Source organism: Acrocarpospora sp. B8E8 (assembly GCF_039871605.1).
GTDB lineage: Bacteria > Actinomycetota > Actinomycetes > Streptosporangiales > Streptosporangiaceae > Acrocarpospora > Acrocarpospora macrocephala.
Genome location: NZ_JBDPLV010000008.1, coordinates 1 through 21,615, shown reverse-complemented (window position 1 = coordinate 21,615; position 21,615 = coordinate 1). Strand labels below are relative to the sequence as shown.

Genomic DNA, 21,615 nt, shown 5'->3' with positions numbered 1-21,615 from the left:
AGAGATGGACGAGACAGCGGTGGACCCAGAGACGGACGGCGTGAACCCTCATGCGCCCGAGTCCGGCGCGTTCGGGATCGACGCGTTCACCCTCGACGACCGGATGCGGCTGTTCCACTTCGCCGCGGCCGAGAAGCGGCACGACTACCTGTGGCTGCTGCGCGCCTTCGACCGCGGCCGGGCCAACTACCAGGTGCTGCTGCACGCCTCCCAGGCGCGCGACCTGCTCGCCGCGCTGCGCGCCGAGCATCCGGGCTGCCCCGAGATCGACGACGTGCAACCGCTGCTCGACTCGCTGACCGACTGGCGGCTGCTGGACCGCAGCTACGACGGCACCCGCGCGGCCAACCTGGCCGAATACCGCAACCGCCATTACATCTACCAGTTCACCCAGGCGGGATACCGGGCCTACCGGGCGGTGGAGGAGGTGCTGGGCGCGGGCCTGGAGGATGCTCAGCTGTCCCGGCTGATCTTCCCCGACATCCTGGCCGACCTCAGGGCCCTGGCCGAGGCCAACCGGATGGGCGACGGCGAGGAGGTCTACCGCAAGCTCGGCCGGCTGGACCAGGTCCTGTCCGACATGGCGATGCGGGCCGCCCGCTTCTACCTCATGCTGGGCGACCTGGCCAGGACCAACGACACCCGGCCGGAGGTGTTCCTGACCCACAAGGACGCGCTCCTGTCCCACATGCGGGAGTTCACCGCCGAGCTGGCCCGCTACCAGCCGATGCTGGCCGCCGCCGTGGCGGAGGTGGCCGAGACCGGGGTGGAGCGGCTGATCGTCTTCGCGGCCGGCGCCGACGAGCGGCTGTTCCGCTCGGCGGCCGACCGCGAAGACGACTGGCGGCAGCGCTGGGCCGGTCTCAACCACTGGTTCACCGGCGTCGCCAGTGAGGCCGAGCGGCTGCAGTCCGCGACCGTCACCGCCATCGCGGGCGTGCTCGCGCTGCTGCGCCGGGTGACCGAGGCCAGGCGGGGCGGAGTGAGCAGGGAGAGCCAGTTGCGGCACCTGGCCCAGTGGTTCGCCTCCTGCCCGTCCGAGGACGACGCGCACGCGCTGTTCCAGGCGACCTTCGATCTCGGTTCGCCCCGGCATGTCGCCGTGCCGTATGAGGATCCCGAGCTGATTCCCAGCCGCCTGTCGTGGTGGGAGGCCGAGCCGGTGCGGGTGGCGCGCACCCTGGTGCAGTCGGGCCGCACGCCCGGACTGCACGGTCCTGGCAGGATCCAGCGCAACGAGGAGCAGCGCCAGCGGCTGCGCGCCGAACAGCTCAAGGCGCAGGCGCAGCGCCGGTCCGCCGCGGCCTCGCTGGCCTCCGAGGGGGTGTATGAGCGGGTGCTGGACGAGCCGGAAACCCAGACCCTGCTCGGCCTGCTCGATCTGGCCCTCACGGCGCGGGTCCCGGTCTCGCGCGCGGCGAGCGGTTCGGCCCATGGGGTGCGGCTCACGCTGCGCCCATGCGAGGGATCGACCGTGGTCAGGACCGTCCGCGGCCGGCTGCACCTGGACGGCGTGCGGCTGGAGGTGTCATGAGGGTCGCGCACGAGGTCGGGCCGCTGGAACTGGCCGACTACCAGCGCGCGGTGCGGCTGCTGCTGCGCCACCCGCTGATCACGGCCGCCTACCCGGACCGGAGCGCGTTGCCGCTGGTCCGGCGCTGGGCCACGCAGCTGCGCGCCGATCTGTTCGAGACGCTCGGCTACCGGCTGCTGACCACCGGCGACACCGCCCGGCTGCTCCGCGTGCAGGACGGTCTTGACGCCACCCGCCCCGCGCTCACCCGTACCGACCGGCCGTTCGACCGCAGGCGCTACGCCTATCTGATGCTGGCCCTGGCCGCGCTGGGCCGCGCCGGAACCCAGATCGCGCTCGGCGAGCTGGCCGACGCCGTAGCCGCCGACGCCACCAGGATCGACGGTCTCGGCATGGACACCGAACGTAAGCCCGACCGCGACGCCTTCGTCGATGCGGTGGCCTGGCTGGAACGGCGCGGGGCGCTGGCCCTGGCCGACGGGTCGGCCGTCGACTGGGTCAACAATCCCGACCGGGCCGAGGCGCTTTACGACATCGACAGGGAGATCGTCGGCGCGATCTACCGGCCGAGCCGGGTCCTGCAGCACATGCGTTCGGTCACCGCTCTGCTGGAGGGCGACTCGGGTCTCGCGCAAGGGCGGGAGACCACGCGCAGGACGGCGGCCCGCAAGGCGCGGCGGCTGGTGCTGGAGCAGCCGGTCGTCTACTTCGCGGACGTGGCGGAGTCGCTGCGCGGCCAGCTCCGCTCCCCCGCGCTGGCCGAGGATCTGGAGCGGCTGACCGGCCTGGGTGTGGAACGCCGTGCCGAGGGCGTCGCGATCATCGACTTCTCCGGCCGCCTGTCGGATGTCCGCTTTCCCGGCGGTGGCACGGTCGCGCAGGCGGCGCTGCTGCTGGCCGCGCGTATCGCCGTGTATTGCGGGCCGAACAATCGGGTCAGCAGACCGGCTCTGCTGCCTGTCCCTACCGCGGCGGAACGGCTGGCTGAGGCGGCGGGCAGGATCGACTCGGCGTTGCCGTACCGGACTGTGCTGGAGGAGCTGGCCGGTGACGTACCGGCGTCCGGCGCGGAGCAGATCGAGCCGGCGACCTACCCGTTCCTTCCGGACGCCTGGCTGCGCAGGGCCATGAAGGAGCTGGTCGGTCAGTACGGTGCGGCGTTCGGAGCGCAGTGGCGGGCCGATCCCGATCGGCTGCTCGGCCAGGCCGTGGCGCTGCTGGCCGGGCTCCGGCTGGTCGCCACGGTGGAGGGCGGCGTGCTCGCGCTGCCGTTGCTGGCCCGCTATCGGGGGGTCACGGCCGAGGTGAAGTCCCGTACCCAACCCACACTTTTCGAGGATGCCTGAGCAGGTTCGTGCCTACGCGGGCTGGGATCGTCAACCTGTGGGACTACCGGGATGAGGAGTTCACGTTCGCCAACGGGTGGCTGGTCCTGCGCGGTCCCAACGGCTCGGGTAAGACCAAGGCCCTCGAAGTGCTGTTCCCGTTCGTGCTGGACGGCCGGATCGACCCCAAGCGGCTCAACCCGTTCGCCTCCGAGGACCGGACGATGAAGTCCAACCTGCTCTTCCGCGGGCAGGACACCGCGCTCGGCTACGTCTGGCTGGAGTTCCGGCACCGGGACACCGGGCAGGCCGTCACGGTCGGCGTCGGCCTGCACGCCCAGCGGCACCGCGACACCCCGGTGCGCTGGCACTTCGTGGCCGATGGCCGGATCGGGGAGGACTTCTCCCTCCTCACGGCGGACGACCGGCCGATGACCCGCAAGCAGCTGGCCGGGGAACTCGGCGAGCACGCGCTGCTCGGCTCCCCGTCGGACTACCGCGCCGCCATCGACCAGCGGCTGTTCGGCCTGGGCCGGGAGCGGTACGAACAGCTGATCACGCTGATCCTCACGCTGCGGCGCCCGCAGCTGGCCAAGAACCTCGACCCGGTCAAGCTGTCGGACACCCTCACCGAGGGCCTGCGGCCGATCGACGACGACCTGGTGACCGAGGCGGCGCGCTCGTTCGACGACATGGAGGCGGTGCAGCGGACGCTGGAGGGCCTGGTCGCCGCCGACGAGGCGACGGCCGCATTCCTGTCCAGCTACACCACCTACCTGCGAACCCACGCGCGCTGGGCGGCCGACGCCCTGACCCGCCGCCGCGACGACGTGACCGCGCACCGCACCGGCCAGGACACCGCGGCCGACCAGCTCGCCACCGCCGAGCACGACCGGGCCGAGTCCGAGCGACGGCTGGCCGCGGCCGAGAACGCGCTGGCCGGGCTGCGGGCCCGGCTGGAACAGCTCAAGGCGAGCACGGCGTACGAGGCGCTGCAGCAGCTGGCCGACCTGGAACGGCTGGTGCGGACCTGCGCCGACGCCGAAGCCACGGCGCGCGCGGAGCTGGCACGGCGCGCCGCCGCCCGAACCCGGGCCACCGCCGAGCTGGAGACGGTACGGCGCGGCCTGGCCGAACTGGAGGCGGCGGTCTCCAGGACCGCGACCGAGCTGGCCGACGCGGCTGCCGCCGCCGGGATCGGCTGGGGTCCGGCCGACGCCGGCGAAGACGGCTTCACCGACCGGGTCGGTGCCCGGGTCGCCGCCAGAGACGACGATGTCATGGCCGTCCGGGCCGCGCTGGCGGCCATGGGCAGAGCCGAGCAGGCCCGTGACCTGGCCCGGCAGGCGTTGGACCGAGCCCTGGAGATCATGACCGCGGCCGAGGCGGAGGCCACGGCGGCCGAATCCGAGGTCGAGCGGACCAGGGCGGCCGCCCGCGCGGAACTGTCTGGTTGGGCGGTCCGGCACCGGGAGGTCGTGCCCGATTCCGCGGCGCTGGGTGAGGCGCTGGAACAGGTGGGCGAGCCCGACGCCCCGGCCCTGGACGCGGTGTTCGCCGAGCTGGTGGCGCCTGCCGTACAGGAGTTGCGGGAGGAGCGGGCGCGGCTGCGCGGGGAGCGGCGGCAGGCCGAGCGGGAGCGGGCCGCCGTCGAGGAGGAGCGGCGGCTGATCGCCGCCGAGCGCGACGACGCGCCGGCCGCGCATCCCGCCCGCACCGCCTCGCGGGAAGGCCGGGCGGGAGCACCGCTGTGGCAGCTGGTCCGGTTCCACGACGGAGTGTCGGAGGAGGACGCTGCCGGGATCGAGGCAGCGCTGGAGTCGGCCGGGATGCTCGACGCCTGGGTCACCCCGTCGCCCGAGCCGGTGCTCGCCGGGGACTCCGACGTCTATCTCGCCGAAGGTCCGCCGTTCCACCAGTCGCTGGCCGACCTGCTCCGGCCCGAGGACGACGTTGCCGTCCCCGCCGAGCGGATCACCGCGATCCTGCGGTCGATCTCCGTCACCGCCGACGACTGGCAGATCGCAGACGGCGAGGACTACGGGCCGTTCTCCGGCGAGCTCAATCTGGACGACCCGTTCCCCGCCCCGGTGATCACCAAGAGCGGCCGGTTCTTCCAGGGCATCCAGCTCGGCGCGCACCGCAAGGACCACGCCGAGTACATCGGCGCGACCGCCAGGAGCCGCCGTCGTGCCGCCAGGCTGGCCGAGTGTGATGCCCGCCTGGCCGCGATCGCCGAGTTGCTCGCCGCTCTCGACCGGCAGGCTGCCGACGCCGAGGCCGGGCTGGACGCGATCGAGGCCGCCCGCTCCACGCTGCCGATGACGGGCGCCATCACCGCCGCCCAACGCGCCCGCGAACAAGCGGCGGGACGGCTGCGCGCCACCCGGGACGGCGCCGACGTCGCGCGGCGTGGCTACGACGAAGCCGTCGCCGCGTACGGCGCGGCTGAGCGGGCGCTGCGCCGCACCGGGGCCGAGCGCGGGCTCTCCCCCGAGACGGTGGAGGAGGTGGCGGCTGCCGTACCACGCTTTGAGCGTACGGCGGGCGCGTTGACCGGGCGGCGGCGAGAAGCCGCCCGGCAGGCCGAGACGGCGCAGATCGCGACAGACCGGCTGACTGACGCGGCCGAGGACGAGGCCGCCGCCGCTGAGACCGAGCAGACCGCGCGCCGCCGCCATACCGAGGAAGCCGCCAAGCTGACGGCCCTGAAATCGACGGTCGGCGCCGAGGCCGAGCAGGTGCTGGCCGAGGTGGGGCAGGCCGAGACGGCGATCACCGAGGCCGAACGGGAGACCGGCGCCCTGCGGAACGCCGAGCGGGAAGCGCTGTCGGCCGCCGCCGGAGCCCGCGCCCGCCTGGACGCCGCCCGCGAGGCCCTCGCCGTGGCGCGGCGCGAGGAGCGGGAGACCGCCCGCGAGCTGGGCCCCTACGCCAGGAGGGAACTGCTCGACGTGCTGCGCTGCCCGCCGGACCTGGCCTGGCCCGCGCAGGAGGCCGACTGGCTCGGACCCGAACTGCCCGCCGGGGTTCGCGCGGTCCACGAGGCGATCTTGGGGGTCACCAGGGACCTCACCCCCACCGAGATCTCCCTCAAGCAGTCCACCACCCGCCTGACCAAGGCCCTGGACGACCTGCAGGCCCAGCTCACCGCGGCTGACCAGGACTACCGCCCCGAATGGGACGGCGCCGACGGCGTGATCGTGGTCCGGATCGCCGACGAGGAAGGGCCGCTGCCCGTCGGCGCGTTCGCCGCGAAGATCTCCGCGAGCCGTCGCGACCAGCAGGACTTACTGTCGGAGTCCGAGCAGCGCATCCTGGAGGACGCGCTGCTGACCCGGCTCGCCCAGCAGATCCACGACCGCACCGTCGACGCCCGCGACCTGATCCGCCGGATGAACACCGAGATGCGCTCGCGCCGCATGTCCTCCGGCACCACGGTCGGGGTGAGCTGGCTTCTCGCCGACAACCTGGACGAGGGGCAGCGCGCCGTCTGCGCCCTGCTCGACGGCGACGCCGCCCGGCTGGGCCCCGACGACCTGGGCCGGATGCGCGGCCACTTCGCCACCCAGATCAAGAACGCCAGGGCCCGGCACCGCGACCGCCCCTACCGGGAGCTGCTGGCCGAGGTGCTCGACTACCGCCGCTGGCGGCAGTTCGCCTTCCAGCTGGTACGGCCCGGCGCCGGTTCCGGGAGTACCGAGGAGCGGCTGACCCGGGCACGGCACAGCCGCCTGTCCGGCGGCGAGCAGTCGGTCTCGCTACACCTGCCGCTGTTCGCCGCCGCCCACGCGATGCTCAACTCGGCCCGGGCAGACGCGCCCCGGCTGCTCGCGCTGGACGAGGCCTTCGCCGGGGTGGACGACACCGGCCGCGGTGAGCTGCTGTCGCTGGCCGCGCAGTTCGATCTGGACCTGTTCATGACGGGCTACGATCTGTGGGCCACCCATGCGTCCGTGCCCGCGGCGGCGCACTACGATCTGGCCCACTCCCCCGTCGATCACACCGTCAGCGCTCTGCTGCTGGTGTGGGACGGCTCGGAACTGCTAGCCGATGACGCCGGGGAACTCGCCACCGCACTGGGCTCCCCCGGCACCCGCCGCGTCCTCACCTCCGTCGGAGCCTCGAACGCACCCGACACCCTCTCCCTTCCCGACCACCTCTCCACTCCTGACGTTCTCTCCATTCCTGACGCTCTCGACTGATGGGCCGCGCCGGGATGGACGAACTGCGTGGCGAAGGCTGGACCCGGCTACTCGCCGCCGCCCGTCGTAAGTTGGAACGCGGCGGCGACACCGGCTCCATCGGGCTGAACGACCCCTCCGAGGCCGAACGCCGCGTCATCATCGGCCTCACCGGCAAATACCGCCCTGAGTCGGTCAAACGACTCGCGGTACCGCTCCCCCAACTCGACGCCGCACTGACCGCCCGCTACGGCATGGGCCTCAGGGAAACGCTGACCCGGCTGAGCGGCCCTCTCCAGAACCGCCCCGCCGAACGCACAGCCCTCAACCTGGAACGCGACCACCTCCTGGCCACCGCCAAATCATCCAGCTTGACAGCCGAGCCATGGTTCACGGCCTGGCTGGACAGCCTTACCTCAGACGGGACGCTAACCCGCCTGATCCGACGCGGAGACGCCCACCTGCTGAATTGGGCAACCAGCATCCTCGATCTACTCCCCAACCTCGACGAGCGACCCACACCACGTACCGCTGAGAATCCCCCCGCTTCCCAAACCACGGAAGCACCCACCTCCCCCACTGCCACACCTGGGCAAACCATCCCTTCCACTGCTTCCCAAACCGCGCAAGCACCCGCAACTTCCAATCCCCCACCCGGAGAAACCATCCCTTCCACCGGTTCCCGGACCGAGGGAGCACCCGCCTCCTCCACAGTCGCGCCCGGGCAGGCCGTCCCCCTGCCGGTGTTGTCGGAGCGGGCCACCGGCGATACCAAGGCGCTGGCTCCCGGCTCTCCGCTGGCCCTGCTCGTGCTGCGGGCGCTCGCGTCGCGCGCGGGTCTGCCCACCGTGCCGGGGAGCAGAGCGGGGCAGCGGGAGCTGTGGGAATCCGCAGGAGTGATCGTCGACGACCTGGCCAGCCAGGTGCTGGTACTGAACCTTCAGACCCGCTCCGCGGGCGTCGTCTCCGGCTGGCTCGACGAGGCCGCTCGGCACGGCCTTCCCTTCCGGCTCACGCTGCAGCAGCAGGCCGTCTCCCCGGTGATCCCGGCCGCGGATGAGATCTTCGTCTGTGAGAACCCCGCGGTCCTCCGCACCGCCGCAGCCGAACTGGGCTCCCGCGCCGCCACCCTGATCTGCACCGAGGGCGTCCCCTCGATGGCCTGCCACCGCCTGCTGGACGCGGCCGTCGCCGCGGGCGCCCGTCTGTACTGGCGCGCGGACTTCGACTGGACCGGTCTGCGCATCGTCGGCCGCGCCATCTCCCGTTACGGCGCGACCCCCTGGCGAATGTCCGCCGCCGACTACACGACGGCCCTGACACAGGGCGAATCCACCCCACTCACCGGCCCGCCCGCCCCCGATCCATGGGACCGCGAACTCGCCACCCTGATGACCTCCCACGGTCGCGCGGTCATGGAGGAACGCCTCATCCCCTTCCTGCTCACTGACCTGAAACGTCCGCCAGTGTGAAATGCCCGCTCACGACGCTGCCGCAGTCCGCGTTCGCGACTGATCCTGGGGCATCGCAGGAAGCCGGGAACGTTCACTCAGCTGTTCTTGATCATCCGTTCTCCGCCGAGCGCGAGGAGAAGGAACATGTCGAACTGGTGAAGGTTGGCCCGGTCCATCCGCCTGATCGCTTCGATTCCGGACCTGGCGGTTCTGACATGGTTGATGGCTCCCGGACGAGTGGCGTCGAAGGCGGGAGCGTAGTCCGCGCCATGCCGCGCGTCCTGAAGCTCGCTGAAGGCGCTGGCCAGCACTTCGAGATCGATCGGCACAGCTCCGCTGGTGGGATCGACCAGCAAAAGCTTCACCGGGTTCGGAGGAGTACGGCCAGCGGAGATGTCCTCCACCCAGCGGGCTGCCCTCCGGAAGTTACCGTGGGCGTACCAGCGGCTGATCGCCTGTCGATGTTCGACTGGTCCCGTTCCGGCCGCTCGTCTCGCGCCGTGCTGCACCAACTCGTGAAAGAGCGCGTAATACGCAGTCGACGTGGCGCGCCGCAGAAAGGCGGTCCGGGGACGCCCGCGCCCAGCGGTGCCGCCCGCGAGGGCATCGGCGAGGTACAGGTAGTCGTCGGCCTTGAAGTCGCGTATCACGACCCATCCTGTTGGTCGCGGTTCAAGGCTTCTTTTATGGCGCTGGTGTCGGGCTCTTCGCTCGTGTCCTCGGGCTCGTTCCGGGACGCGAAGTCCTCCTCGGTGAGGGGCGTGACATACACGTAGTCGTCGAGACCATGTTCCACCGCGAGCTGATTCACCCGCTTACGGAGATCGTGCGTGAACCTAGCCGACCACCCGTCATCCTCGGGCGCGTCCGTGATGACCACTGCTCTGAGCGCCGACTCGCCCTCCGAGTCCACATAGGGCTCAACCAACACCTGGCGGATCGCGGGCCCGTCCGGGAGGACTATTTCCCTGATCGCAGCGACCAGCTCGTTCAGGGCTTCATCCCGACGGCTCACACTCATAATGACCATCTTCGCACTTCCCGGCGCGATTGAGCTGGAGGGCAGTAGGGCTTGGCTATCGTGCCATGCCACGGTGGGGCTCGCGGGTGTTCTTCGCGACATCCTCAGCGGACGGGTGAGAAATCTCCGCTTCAGAGGCCTTCTCGACCCCATGGGCCTCTCCTTGTGGTGACGAATCGCCATCGCGAGCCTGTGGCGATGTGATTACCCTGATCGTCGATCGAGGAGGCAGTCATCTGTGGACGAGGCACCTGTTCCAGGCTTCTACGACCGGTGACGCGCCTGGTGGGTAACGTCATGGCCAGATCTTCTACCGCCTGACGCGCTGGCGCCTCTCCATGGTGGCCCTCAGCTCAGGTGGGCGATCGAGCCGATGAGAGCAGGGTTGTCGATGGCCTCGGGCGTTAGCCGTACCCCTGTCACACGCTCGGCGAGAGCGAACGCGGTGTGGATGGGGTCGCCCCAGTCGTCAGCATCGTCGACGTCCTCGGTAGGCATGCCGAGTTCGACCATGTGCGTCAGGAGCCGGTTCTCGTCGATTCCCGAGCGGGAGCCGGGGTAATCCGGTTCGAACGAGGTCACCACGCGGCCGTCAGCGGCGTGAACGAATTGCTGGTCGAGGTTGACGTTGCAGAACACTGCCGCGGTCACGGTCCCCACCGATAACGGCCCAGTCACCGTGGCGAGAATGCCCTGAAAACCGTTGAACTCGATCAGGATGGTGCCTCCGTCAACCGCGCTCGCGGCCATCACTCCCTCCTCATAGAAGCCGTCGTCATCGGGATCATCGTCGGGGGCGACGCCGAGCCGGTCGAAGGCCTGCTGCGGGGTCAGGCCACGGACAAACGTGACACAGAACGCCTCGGCCAGACCCGAATCATGCTCGTCGAACCAGGCGTAGTCCTCGGCGACCGCGCTGCTCATCAACATCTCCTCGAACGTGGGGGGCAAGCGAAACAGATCCTGCCAGGCCGCTCCGACAAAACCCGGGGGCCCGAGTTCTGTCAGTGCTCCTTCGTAGGCTGCGAGCGTGATCTCCTACGTGACGGGCGACGCGACAACTCCCTCCGGCGACGGCCCGAAAATCATCTGTCATGTGTGCAATGACATCGGCGGGTGGGGCCGCGGCTTCGTGGTGGCCGTCTCCCAGCGCTGGCCTCAACCGGAGGCCGCCTACCGGGACTGGTATCGCGACCGCCAGCACAACGACTTCGGCCTGGGCAAGATCCAACTGATCTCAGTCGAAGAAGATCTCTGGGTGGCCAACATGGTCGGCCAGCACGATATCCGCGGCACCGACACCACTCCACCCATCCGCTACGAAGCCGTGGACAGTTGCCTGGACCTGCTCGCCACTCACGCCGCCGAACACGACGCGACCGTACACATGCCGCGCATCGGCTGCGGCCTAGCCGGCGGCACCTGGGACCGCGTCGAACCGCTCATCATTCAACGCCTGATACGACGCGGCATCGCGGTCACCGTCTACGACTTAGCCGAATAAATCATCATCCTGCGGTTCCATGACAAATCGAGCCCGATACATGACCACGAACAACGCGTCCCAGACGGCAAGGCCCAGCGCTTCACCATGAGCATCCCCCGCCGACCTGATCACCGACCGGGAGGTGGCCCGTCGGCGTAGAGCTGGTCCAGGCCGATCAGGACCGTGCCGGTCCGGTCGTCGGCGTGGAGTCCCTCGGTGAATCCGGCTCCGGAGTAACACGCCAGGACGGTGTCCCGGGTGTCGAAGCCCTTGACAGCCAGGAGATCGCGTGCCCGGGCCAGCCGCTGCAGATGACTGTGTCCCATGACCTCGCCCCACTTCGCCTCGCCCAACGACAGGATGCGACGCGGCTCGTTGGGATGCTGGACCGCCATCACGACCACGTCGATCTCGATCTGGGTACGCGTGGCCGGGTCGTTGACCACGCCGGAGCCGACCTCGGCCGGAAGCTCCCCGAACAGTTCCACGTCCGCGTCTACGGCGAAGTCCCGGCACACGGCTTCGAAGTGCGGCGCGGCCACCTGCTTCAGGAAGGTGGGACGGGTGGCCTCCCAAACGGCTTCGGCCCGGTTCCGCTCCAGCTCAGTCCAGCGGCGGCGCATGATCGCCTCGTAGAAGGTGATGAGCGGCTCGACGATCCGGTACCGGGACCGGCCGTTACGGAAGAGATCTGGTTCTTTGGCGATCAGTGCGCAGTTCTCCAGCACGTTGAGCGGGTGTGAGATCTCATCGGACCTGCGGCCGATATAGCTCGCGATCCCGCCGTTGGTCGTATTCCCGGTCGCGATGGCGGCTAGCACGGAGTGGTAGAGGGCGGGGTCGCGAATGTCAGACTCCTCCGCCAGCAGATAGCGGGCTTCCCGGAACAACGGGGTTTGCCGGTTGAGCACCGTCCGGACAACCCAGGCGTCGAAGTCCGCGAGATCCGCCGGAGCGTCCCCGCTGACGAACTCCTCGCGGTAGGCAGGCGTGCCGCCGACGATCATGTGGACGAGCAGGGCAAGGCGCGGATCGGTGAGCCCCCAGAATTCGGCCGCGTCCCGATAGGAGAACGGCTGAACAACGAGTTCCAGCCCGGCCCGACCGCGCAACGGCGCCCGCCCAGCCAGCAGACCACCCATCACCGACATCGCAGACCCACACAACAGCAGCCGCGCGGTGCTCTGCCGACCGCTGCCGCCCGGCCCCAGTTCCCGCTGGATGATCGACGGCAGGGAGGGCGACACCTTGGACAGAAAGGGGAACTCATCGATGACCACCGGAACAGGCCGGTCACGGAACTGCCGAAACAGATAAGGAATCGCGTCGTTCCAGTCCCGGAACGGAATCTCCAGCGGCTCGCGGGTATACCGCGTCAGAGCCTCCGCGAAGATCCGCAGCGATTCCGCCTCAGTTGCCTCGGTGGCAACGAAGTACAACCCACCCGTCTCCTGCGCCAGCGCCTCCAGCAGAAAGCTCTTGCCCTGCCGTCGCCGCCCGCTGACAACACCGAGGGTGGCCACAGATTGCCCATGCGAGACAAAGCCAACCAGCCCCTCCCACTCCCGGGTCCGATCGAAGACATGCGCGGGTTTCCGGATCACCATGCCTCCCAACTATCAGGGAATCATATCTCACTGAAGTACACTTCCCGGAACCGTACCTCCACATTTGCTAAGGACTACGAGCCCACCGACGCTCAGACGACCGCCCGCAACGCACAGGTCGGCGGTCGACCCCCGGACGCCCCGCGCTGACGGCGGGGTACCGGAATCGCATCGCTCCTTGTCACTCGTAACGGACGGCGTTGCGTCGAGTGGAGATGTCCAGCAATGGCAGTGCGGCCATCGTGACGGCTAGGGCGGTCAGTACGCCTGCGCCGAGGCTGGCGGCGCAGTCCAGGCCGGGGGAACTTGTCCGGGCCGCAGCGCTGGCCTTCTAGCGCAGGTCAAGGGGCGGGATGCCCGGCGGGGTGAAGCCGAAGCACTGGCCGTAGAAGGAGAGTTCGGCTTCCAGGCAGCGGATGATGGTCTCCTGTTTGTGGAAGCCGTGCGACTCGCCGGGGAACTCCAGGTAGGCGTGTGACACCCCGGCGCGCTTGAGCGCGTCGGCGAATCTGGTCGACTGGCTGGGCGGGACGACGGGGTCGTCCAGGCCCTGCAGGAGCAGCACGGGGCAGCTCGTCAAGTGGGCGCGGGCGAGTGGTTCCCTGGTGCTCGGGTCGACAGGACCGATCAGCTCGGACACGTACCGCGACTCGAAGTCGTGGCTCTCCTCGCTGAAGCCCTCCACCGTGGACAGGCCGTAGTAGGACGTCGCGGCGGAGAAGACCCGGGTGGCGGTGATGGCGGCCAGCACCGTCCAGCCGCCCGCGCTGCCACCCCGGACCGCGATCCTGGCGGGGTCGGCCAGCCCGGCGCGGGCCAGCTCTTCGGCGACGGCCACCACGTCCTCGACGTCGGCTACGCCCCACTGGCCACGCAGCCGCTCCCGGTGGGTCCGGCCATAGCCGCTGGAGCCCGCGTAGTTGACGTCGGCCACGCCGATGCCCCGGCTGGTGAAGAACGCCTTGCCGAGGTCGAGGTCGGTGCCCACATGGCCGGTCGGGCCGCCGTGCACGAAGACGACATACGGCGCAGGACCCGCGCTGGTATCGGAGGGCGGATAGACGTACGCCGACACCGCCCGGCCCGAACGGCCACGGGCCACCAACTCGCTGGGCCGCGGCAGGTGGATCGGGTCGGGCAGCTCGGCCACCGGCGTCGCGACCGGTGCCCATCCCCCGGCGACATCGACGGTGACCAGCGACCACGGGAGGTCGGGGGCCGCGGCCGTCCCCGCTATCAGGGAGCCGGAGACGGCGAGCGCCGGATGCCAGGTGGTGTAGGGCAGATCCAGGTCCTGGAGGGTGCCGTCCTCGGGATCCAGGACGGCGAGCCGCTGGTCGCCACGGCCGTGCAGGACCGCGAGACGACCGTCTTCGAGCATTCCGTACGGCCTGCCGCCCAGCTCCCAGAGCGGCTGGGCGAACTCCTCGTCGATCGGGCAGAGCGGGCGGAGCGCGGAGCCGTCGACCGCGAGTTCGTAGAGGTTCCACCAGCCGGACCGGTCGGAGATCACGTACAGGCTGGAGTCGTCCTTCCAGACCGGGGCCAGCACCGATTCACCGGGGCCGCCCAGGAGGGTCACGGTCGTGCCGTCCTGGATGAGCTGGAGGTAGGTGCCGTCCCACGGCATCTGAGGGTGATTCCACGACAGGACGGCGAGCCGGCGGCCGTCCGGTGAGGCGGTGGGGCAGGCGTAGAAGTCCGCGCCCGTCACCAGCACCCTGACCTCGCCCCCGGCGAGGGGCACCGCCACCACGGCCCGGGTGACGCCCTCGGCATGCTCCGATTCGCGGACACACCAGACTTCCGTGCCATCAGGGGAGAGCGTGAGATCGGCGTACCGCGCTCCGTCGTCGGGCGTGAGCGCGGTCACCTGTCCATCCGCTGACGTCCGGTACATCCGCTGATCGTCCTCTTTGACGAACACGAAGCCACCGTCGGGCAGTGCGAGATAGGAGCGCCCGCCGTACTCGTGCACCCGCGTCCTGGCATCTACCCCGGCAAGCGGTTCGACCGCTTCGTGGAGGATGGCAGTCCTGCCCGATTCCTCCGGCCGGCGTTCCTGCCACCAGAGGCCATCCTGGAACTGCGGAAAGCCGTACTCCCGCCGGCCATGCGCGACCAGCTCGGCCGTCACCGGTGATGGCCAACTTCCGTATGTCCGCGCAGTGCTCATCACTGTCGATCATACGCCGGAGTCCAGGTGGGGCTTAATCTCGCAGCGTGGCGGCGACGTCGGGAACATGGCTTCGCTGGGTGCGTGGTGGGCGGCGGTAGCCCGTTGCCGGGGGGCGTTCGGGGATTTCGAGCGGAGTCTGCCGCACCTCGCCGTACGGGATGGTCGAGAGCAGGTGGGAGATCATGTTGATCCTGGCGGCCCGCTTGTCCTCGCTCTCCACCTCATACCAGGGAACCTCGGGAATGTCGGTGTGAACCAGCATCTGATCCTTGGCCCGCGAGTAGTCTTCCCACCGGGTGATCGACTCCAGATCCATCGCCGAGAGCTTCCAGCTCCGCATCGGATCCTCCAGCCGCGCCCTGAACCGCTTCTCCTGCTCGACATCGCTGACCGAGAACCAGTACTTCCGCAGCAGGACGCCGTCCTCCACAAGCAGCCGCTCGAAGATCGGGCACTGATGCAGGAACCGGGTGTACTCCTCCTGCGTGCAGAACCCCATCACCCGCTCCACACCGGCCCGGTTGTACCAACTCCGGTCGAACAACACGATCTCCCCAGCCGCGGGCAGATGCTCGACATACCGCTGGAAATACCACTGCGTACGCTGCCGCTCAGTCGGCACCGGAAGCGCCACAATCCTGGCCACCCGAGGATTCAGATACTCCGCCACCCGCTTGATCGTGCTCCCCTTGCCGGCCGCGTCCCGCCCCTCGAAGATCACAACGAGCCGCTGCCCCTCGGATCGCACCCACTCCTGAAGCTTGACCAGCTCACCCTGAAGACGAAAGAGCTCCTTCTGGTACGGCTTGCCCTTCACCATGCACCACCCCTCGTTCCCAGGGATCATAGGCCGCGAAGGGGTGTTCATCCCCTATGTCGACGGCCTCCCGCGAGTGGGCGGTGTCCGTGGAGGCCCGAGGGTGCTTACCTGTGCAGTGCTTCGAGAACCCGCTGACACATATCGGCGCAGTGGCGCGTGGCCGCCGCGCACATCTGGCAGTGGGCGTGGCGCGCGGCGTGCCGGGTGCACAGGGCGTTGCTGCGCTCGCAGGCCAGCAGGCACGCGTCGAGCTGCGCGCTGATCAGGCTGTTGTCAGGACCGCTGCCACGGGTCAGGACGCGACGTGTCGTCGCCGCGACGTCCGCGCAGTCCAGGTCCCGGCTGATCGCCGGTGCCATGGTGAGCGCGTCCTGTTCACCCAGCATGCCCATCGCGCAGGCGGTCGCCGCTTCCTCGCATTCCTGGAGGATGTCCACCGCGTTGGCGAGAACGTCGCTGCCCAGCCCGGCCTTGGCGGTCACCGTGTCGAACAGTTCACGAGTCCGAGGCATGTTTCCTCCTCGTCGGGACGCTGTTTCCCTTCCACGCTAGCCCCGATATCCCGGCGCCGCCCGACCTCCGCCCTCGGTGGTCCCGGACGCGGCCCGGAGCAGCGTCCAGGCATCTGATTCGCCGTTCAGTTCCTCGTGGCGAGGATGCCGTCATCGTCGCTGAACAGCTCGGCTCCCGGAGTGAAGGTGACCCCGCCGAAGGTCACGGGGACATCGCGTTCTCCGGTTCCCTCCTTGGCGCTCTTGCGAGGGTTGGAGCCAAGGGCCTTGATGCCCAGGTCGAGCTCACCCAGGGCGGCGACATCGCGGACGGCGCCGTTGATGATCACTCCTGACCAGCCGTTGCCGACGGCCAGGCCCGCGATGACATCGCCCATCAGCGCGGCGTGCAGGGAGCCGCCGCCGTCCACGACCAGCACCCGTCCCGCACCGGGCTCGGACAGCGCGGCCTTGAGCAGGACGTTGTCCTGGTGGCAGCGGACGGTGGTGATGGCGCCATGGAAGGCGCGGCGCCTGCCGTACTGGCGGAACTGCAGGTCGCAGGAGTCGAGCTGCTCGCCGCGCTCGTCGTAGAGGTCCGCGGTCGCGATGCTCGTCATAGGTTCCTCCGGAAAGCTGGGTTACGGGTCGATCGGAAGCCGGCGTGCGGCGACGCCAGCCCAGCCGAGGCCGAGCGCCGTCACCCAGAGCACTCCGGCCGCTCCGAGTCCGGTCGCCACCAGCCCGGCGGCGCCGGGGATGAGCAGCTGTCCGGTGCGGTTGCCGACGAGCCGCAGGGACATGGCCCGCCCCCGTAGCCCAGGCGGGGCGGATTCCGCGAGCCAGGACATGGTGAGCGGCTGGCCGACGCCCAGACCGAAGCCTAGAACCAGGAGCAGGGCGGCCAGAATCCACAGGGGCCAGGACAGCGGGACGAGCACCATCGCCAGCGCTGCCGCGGTGGTGCTGGCGATCAGCAGCCTGCGCCGGCCGACGACCCGGGAGAGCCGGCCGAGGAAGAACCGCGAGCCCATGGACGCCACGCCGCGCACCGCCAGCAGCAGGCCCACCGTGCCCGAGGCGAGACCACGCTCGGCTCCCAGCGCGGGCAGGTAGACCAGCGTGATGTCAACGGCGGCCAGCACGACGCAGCTGGTCACGAGGGCGCGCATGACGCCCGGCACCCGCAGGAGCGATCGCAGCCCCGCCTCGCCGTCCGGTGCCTGCGAGCTCGTACGGGAGCCGCCGGGAAGAAGCACCGACAGCACGACGAGGGCGACCGCCAGGAAACAGGCCAGCAGGAAGATTCCGCCGGTGTCCGGAATGGCCCGACCGCCGCCGAAGGCCGTGATCAGGACCGGACCGGCGACCTGGCCGATCGAGGCGGCGAAGGTGTAACGCCCGAAGGCGGCGTCGTAACCGCCGCGTTCGGTGGTGTTGGCCACCATGGCCTGCTGGGCGATGACGCAGCCTAGGTGCCCGGCGCCGAGCAGGACGCAGGCGAGGACCAGTCCCGCGATGCCGTGGCCGAATAAGAGAAAGGCGATGCTGGAAGCCGTGAGCAGGACCGCTCCGCCCACCGCCATCCGGCGCTCACCGTAGCGGTCAGCCGCCTGACCGGCGGGAATGGCCAGCACCAGCGGGGCGATCGCGAAACTGGCGCCCAGCACGCCCAGCCAGGCCGCCGGGACGTCGAGCTCGATCGCGCGGTAGGACATGGTCGGGCGCAGCACGAAAGTGATCACCTGAGTGGCCACGGCGTGCGCCAGCAGGACAGCCGTGCCGCGCCGCCCATGCCAGGATTCAGGCATCGCCCGTGCCCTCGCCGCGACGGTTGCGCAGGCGCCAGGCGGCCTGCGCGCCCAGGCTGGTGTCGATGTGCTCGCGCATGATGGCGGCGGCGCCCTCGGCGTCCCGGGCGACCACGCAGTCCAGCAAGGCGTCGTGCTCGGCGGCCTTCCGGTCGCGCGCCTCCTGGCCGCGTTCCACCTCCAGGGCCAGCCGGCGATAACGGTCGGCTTTGTCCCACAGGCTGTCGAGCGTGTTGATGAGCAGATCGTTGTGTGAGGCGTGGTAGAGCGCTCGGTGGAATCGCCGGTGGGCGATGAGTTCCTCGTAGGCGGGGTTGCCCGGGAGCGGCTTGAGCTCCGCCGCGGCCGCGCGGATGGCGGCGATGTCGGCCTTGGTTCTGCGCTCGGCGGCCAGCGCGACGGCCAGCGGATCGAGGGAGCGCCGCAGCTCCAGCAGATCGCGAGCCTCCTCGGCCGCCAGCGGAGCCACCCGGGCGTCGCGGTGGGCGTCGAGCTCCACCAGCCCTTCGCTCTTCAAGCGGCGCAGGGCTTCGCGCAGCGGGGTGGTGCTGATGCCGATCTCGCGCGCGAGCCTCGCCTGCGCGATGACGGAGTCCGGCGGCAGCGCTCCGGAAAGGATCAGCTCCTTGACGCGCAGGTAGGCGAAGTCCGCCTTGGTGGAGTAGAGCTCAGCCGCTGGGTCGCTCATCGCCGTCCTGTTCTGGTCGCTCGCGGTTATAACCTACCTGACATCTTCGCGCATGCCAGCACCCTCGTGACGAGCTGGCCGAGTCGAAACCTCGGTGCGATAGCGGACACTACGCCTTCCACAAGGGGAATCGCGTTACATCCGGCAACATGTGGTTGGCGTCATAGGTTATAACAAAGTAGATTGAGCGCCATCACAGGCGGAGGCGGTGGTGTTGTCGCGCGGCATCGGCATTGCGGCCAAGGCGCCCCACGCCGCCACGGCCAAGCTCTTCGTCGACTTCGTCCTGTCGCAGGGGCAGCGGGCGGTGGCCGTGGGCGGGCTGACCTCCTACCGCTGCCCGGCCAAGTTCGGCCTGACCGGGCAGGAGCGCATCACCATCCGGGGGGCCCGCTACCGCCCACGCTGGCTGTCACCGCGGACGGCGTGACGTTCGAGACTCGGCTCCGGCTGGACACCGCACGCGAGGTCGCCTATTACCGGCACGGTGGTGTCCTGCCCTATGTCTTGAGGATGCTGCGGGATGGATGAAGGTGGTCAGCGGCAAGGTCGCCAGGGGGTGGCCTTGAGGTCGAGGGTCTTGAGGATGGCGTCGCGGCCTGCGGCGTTGGCCGGTGGGCAGGTGACGGCCGCCGTGGCTCCCTCGTCGGTGTACTCGACCTGGAACACGGCCTTGCCCGCGACGAGGAACTGGTCAAGGATGTCGCACTCGTCGTACTCCTGGCAGCTCTCATTGATCGCGTAGTCGAACCAGTCGATCAGGTCGGCGACCTGGCCGAGATCGTTCTTGAGCCCGGCCGACAGACCATGGTCGTGGGCCAGATCGGCCAGCGCCCGGTTGTAGGCGAGCTGGTCGGCTGGGCTGACCACGAATCCCGGGTCGTTCTGGTACGAGTCGACGTTGTCGAACTCGACCGAATCGAAACCGGCCTGCTCGCACTTGGCGACGCGAGCCTCCATCAGCGGCAGCAGCACGGTCAGGTTCCGCACGTCGAGCCACTTCTCTCCCGGCCAGGTGCCGTCCGGGCCCCCGTCCACGTCGTTGCCCTTGACCGACTCGGGGAAGTCGCCGGCGTCGGGCCGCCAGTCTTCCCAGGTTCCGGCGGAGATGTAGCAGATCGCGTGCTTGCCTGCGGCGTGGATGGCCTGGACCGCGGTCGTGTTCGGGGTCACGTGGTCAGGGGCGTACAGATCGATGTCGTACACGGTCGGGGAGACGCACGACCCGCCGCTGTACGGGACGGTGCACAGGTTGAGCCTGATGCCACCGGCCGTGCCGCTGCCGGTCGCGTTGGGCTGGAGCTGGTACTGCCAGCGGTCGGTCTGGGCGGGCAGCCACAGGTCAGGACCGGGCGTGGGCGTTGGCGTGGGCGTCGGCGTTGTTTCGGCGTGCGTGACGGTCAGGCCCGCATAGTCCAAGTCGGCGTCGTCCGCGGCGTTCGAGGAGGTCATCCTGATGAGAATGTTCCCGGTGACCGCCTGCACCAGCTCCGCCTGCGGATCCGGAGCGTTGAAGGTCAGCACCTTCCAGATCCCCCAGGAGGTGGTGCTGGTGTTGTCCCCCAGCACCACCCAGGAGCCGGTGGCGAAGTTGTAGACGCTCCACTGCCACTGCTGCTCGGCCCTCGACGGCCCCCGGTAGTTGACCTTCAACTGCACACCGCTGACCGAGGAGGCCGGGACCGACGCGGGCAGGGTGTAGGTGAGCTGGCCGCTGTAGGCGGTGTTCACCGTGTGGCCGCGGAATTCGACGTACTTGTTCCAGTCGTCGGCGATGCTGGACTGATCCTGAACTCTCAGGTTGCCGACACTCTGGCCACTCCCGATCGAGCCCGTGCCGGTGGTGAGCGATACGGGCGCCAGAGTGGTGGTGTCCGCATTCGCGGGGACGATCCCCGCGAGCATTCCTCCGATGGTGAACAGAACGGTTCCGGCCACCAATAAGGCGCGCCGAAACATGGAATTTCTATGCACTGAATACTCCATCTCAGCTGTTGCAGAAGGTCCGAAGCCCGACCGGCCCCGAACGGGCCCGGTCCTCCGTCGTGTACGCCTTCGGCCCGCGCCTGGGCTCCAAGCTAGGAATCCCGACTTGGATGCCAGTTGCGGACGGCCGCAGAAAATCACCCACGCCATTCAGCGAAATACCATTAATTCGGCCAGTCAATTAACGACCTTTTCGGTACGGCCGTTCGCAACAAGGGCTGGGGCATCTTGCCTTCAAGCCCACTTGAAGTTGTTGACTTGGCGATCGTGAGATCCAAATCGCTCAGGCAGCAAGTGGTCACCAAGCTTATGCGCCAATTCGGCCGACCGAACGGAGTGACCGGACGGGTGGCCGGATGGGTCATGGCCCACCGCGGCTCCAACCGGCGGCGCAACCTGTGGGTGGTGTCCCTGCTCGACGTACAACCCACGGACCGGGTGCTCGAGATCGGCTTCGGCCCCGGTCTGGCCATCGCCGAGCTGGCCCGCCGCGCCACCCGAGGACACATCTACGGCATCGACCACTCCGAAGTCATGGTCCACCAGGCCGGCAAGCGCAACGCGGCAGCCATTCGCGCCCAACGGGTCGAGTTGCTGCACACATCGGTGGACCGATTGCCGCGCTTGAACGAGCCGCTCGACGTCATCGTCGCGGTGAACTCGGCCGGATTCTGGCCCAACCCGGCCGAACAGCTCAGCGAACTGCGCGGCCTGCTCCGCCCGGGCGGACGCATCGCGCTCGCCAGCCAGCCCCGCTGCGCCGGCGCCACCGCCGACACCACCGCCCAGGCCGGCCGGGAACTTCACAACCTGCTCACCCAGGCAGGGTTCACCCAACCCCGCATGGAAACCCTCAATCTCAACCCACCGGTCGTCTGCGTTCTGGCCACTACCTGACTTCACCTAGCCCCGTTTTCCGCAGGTCTGTGATCGTCACCGGAGCTGCCGTGGATCCACCCCGAGGAGATAGAGGAGATCGAGCTGGGTGGGGGTGGGCTGCGGGATCACCGGTGGCGTGGCGAGGTGGCC

18 protein-coding genes are annotated in these 21,615 nt (G+C 69.4%); 7 read left to right on the top strand and 11 right to left on the bottom strand.

The genetic code is table 11. The annotated features are described in order from the left end of the window. The first annotated feature begins 4 nt into the window (after positions 1-4). From ABGB08_RS09575 to ABGB08_RS09560, 4 genes are read left to right on the top strand one after another with little or no spacing between them, the layout of a single operon-like run. Positions 5-1,534: a TIGR02677 family protein gene (locus tag ABGB08_RS09575; RefSeq protein ID WP_347588516.1), complete on the top strand. Its 1,530-nt coding sequence runs from the start codon at positions 5-7 to the stop codon at positions 1,532-1,534. Beyond that, positions 1,531-2,880 (top strand): TIGR02678 family protein, encoded by a 1,350-nt coding sequence (locus tag ABGB08_RS09570; protein ID WP_347588514.1) that lies wholly within the window; start codon positions 1,531-1,533, stop codon positions 2,878-2,880. The genes ABGB08_RS09575 and ABGB08_RS09570 overlap by 4 nt, the downstream gene beginning before the upstream one ends. A gap of 8 nt (positions 2,881-2,888) precedes the next feature. Further along, on the top strand, positions 2,889-7,064 hold the full coding sequence (locus tag ABGB08_RS09565) for a TIGR02680 family protein (RefSeq protein WP_347588512.1): 4,176 nt from the start codon (positions 2,889-2,891) through the stop codon (positions 7,062-7,064). Further along, positions 7,064-8,515, top strand: coding sequence for a TIGR02679 family protein (locus tag ABGB08_RS09560; protein ID WP_347588510.1), 1,452 nt, complete (start codon positions 7,064-7,066; stop codon positions 8,513-8,515). The genes ABGB08_RS09565 and ABGB08_RS09560 overlap by 1 nt, the downstream gene beginning before the upstream one ends. Before the next feature lie 77 nt (positions 8,516-8,592). On the opposite strand, the gene ABGB08_RS09555 is transcribed toward ABGB08_RS09560, so the two are convergent. The 3 genes from ABGB08_RS09555 to ABGB08_RS09545 all read right to left on the bottom strand — a co-directional run bounded on the left by ABGB08_RS09555 (position 8,593) and on the right by ABGB08_RS09545 (position 10,442). Next, on the bottom strand, positions 8,593-9,147 hold the full coding sequence (locus ABGB08_RS09555; RefSeq protein WP_347588508.1) for a hypothetical protein: 555 nt from the start codon (positions 9,145-9,147) through the stop codon (positions 8,593-8,595). Then, positions 9,144-9,518: a hypothetical protein gene (locus tag ABGB08_RS09550; RefSeq protein ID WP_347588506.1), complete on the bottom strand. Its 375-nt coding sequence runs from the start codon at positions 9,516-9,518 to the stop codon at positions 9,144-9,146. The genes ABGB08_RS09555 and ABGB08_RS09550 overlap by 4 nt, the downstream gene beginning before the upstream one ends. 348 nt (positions 9,519-9,866) lie before the next feature. After that, positions 9,867-10,442: a DUF6461 domain-containing protein gene (locus ABGB08_RS09545; RefSeq protein WP_347588504.1), complete on the bottom strand. Its 576-nt coding sequence runs from the start codon at positions 10,440-10,442 to the stop codon at positions 9,867-9,869. A 106-nt stretch (positions 10,443-10,548) separates the two neighbouring features. On the opposite strand from ABGB08_RS09545, the gene ABGB08_RS09540 reads away from it, so the two are divergent. After that, positions 10,549-11,022, top strand: coding sequence for a macro domain-containing protein (locus ABGB08_RS09540; RefSeq protein ID WP_347588502.1), 474 nt, complete (start codon positions 10,549-10,551; stop codon positions 11,020-11,022). A 110-nt stretch (positions 11,023-11,132) separates the two neighbouring features. Here the strand turns inward: ABGB08_RS09540 and ABGB08_RS09535 are convergent, their stop codons facing one another. The 7 genes from ABGB08_RS09535 to ABGB08_RS09505 form a co-directional block, all read right to left on the bottom strand. Further along, positions 11,133-12,527, bottom strand: coding sequence for an ATP-binding protein (locus ABGB08_RS09535; RefSeq protein WP_347588500.1), 1,395 nt, complete (start codon positions 12,525-12,527; stop codon positions 11,133-11,135). Between the two features lie 415 nt (positions 12,528-12,942). After that, positions 12,943-14,787, bottom strand: a complete 1,845-nt coding sequence (locus ABGB08_RS09530) for a prolyl oligopeptidase family serine peptidase (RefSeq protein WP_347588498.1) — start codon at positions 14,785-14,787, stop codon at positions 12,943-12,945. Between the two features lie 34 nt (positions 14,788-14,821). Then, a complete protein-coding gene (gene ppk2 / locus ABGB08_RS09525) occupies positions 14,822-15,610 on the bottom strand; it encodes a polyphosphate kinase 2 (RefSeq protein ID WP_347588496.1) in 789 nt (262 codons plus the stop codon). 104 nt (positions 15,611-15,714) lie between these two features. Next, positions 15,715-16,122, bottom strand: a complete 408-nt coding sequence (locus ABGB08_RS09520; protein WP_347588494.1) for a four-helix bundle copper-binding protein — start codon at positions 16,120-16,122, stop codon at positions 15,715-15,717. 125 nt (positions 16,123-16,247) lie between these two features. Then, positions 16,248-16,721 (bottom strand): ribonuclease E activity regulator RraA, encoded by a 474-nt coding sequence (gene rraA / locus ABGB08_RS09515; RefSeq protein ID WP_347588492.1) that lies wholly within the window; start codon positions 16,719-16,721, stop codon positions 16,248-16,250. 21 nt (positions 16,722-16,742) lie between these two features. Next, positions 16,743-17,912, bottom strand: coding sequence for an MFS transporter (locus ABGB08_RS09510; RefSeq protein WP_347588490.1), 1,170 nt, complete (start codon positions 17,910-17,912; stop codon positions 16,743-16,745). Beyond that, positions 17,905-18,600 carry a GntR family transcriptional regulator gene (locus tag ABGB08_RS09505; protein ID WP_347588488.1) on the bottom strand — a complete coding sequence of 232 codons (696 nt, stop codon included), beginning with the start codon at positions 18,598-18,600 and terminating at the stop codon, positions 17,905-17,907. Before ABGB08_RS09505 ends, ABGB08_RS09510 begins: the two co-directional genes overlap by 8 nt. A gap of 208 nt (positions 18,601-18,808) precedes the next feature. Between ABGB08_RS09505 and ABGB08_RS09500 the strand changes: the two genes are divergently transcribed. Further along, the gene (locus ABGB08_RS09500) at positions 18,809-19,030 is read left to right on the top strand and encodes a hypothetical protein (protein ID WP_347588486.1); all 222 of its coding nucleotides are present in this window, start codon (positions 18,809-18,811) and stop codon (positions 19,028-19,030) included. 107 nt (positions 19,031-19,137) lie between these two features. Here the strand turns inward: ABGB08_RS09500 and ABGB08_RS09495 are convergent, their stop codons facing one another. Further along, the gene (locus ABGB08_RS09495) at positions 19,138-20,505 is read right to left on the bottom strand and encodes an endo alpha-1,4 polygalactosaminidase (RefSeq protein ID WP_347588484.1); all 1,368 of its coding nucleotides are present in this window, start codon (positions 20,503-20,505) and stop codon (positions 19,138-19,140) included. Positions 20,506-20,934: 429 nt separating this feature from the next. Here ABGB08_RS09495 and ABGB08_RS09490 point away from each other — a divergent pair, with 429 nt between their 5' ends. Further along, positions 20,935-21,483, top strand: a complete 549-nt coding sequence (locus ABGB08_RS09490) for a methyltransferase domain-containing protein (protein WP_347588482.1) — start codon at positions 20,935-20,937, stop codon at positions 21,481-21,483. The last annotated feature ends 132 nt before the right edge of the window (positions 21,484-21,615 follow it).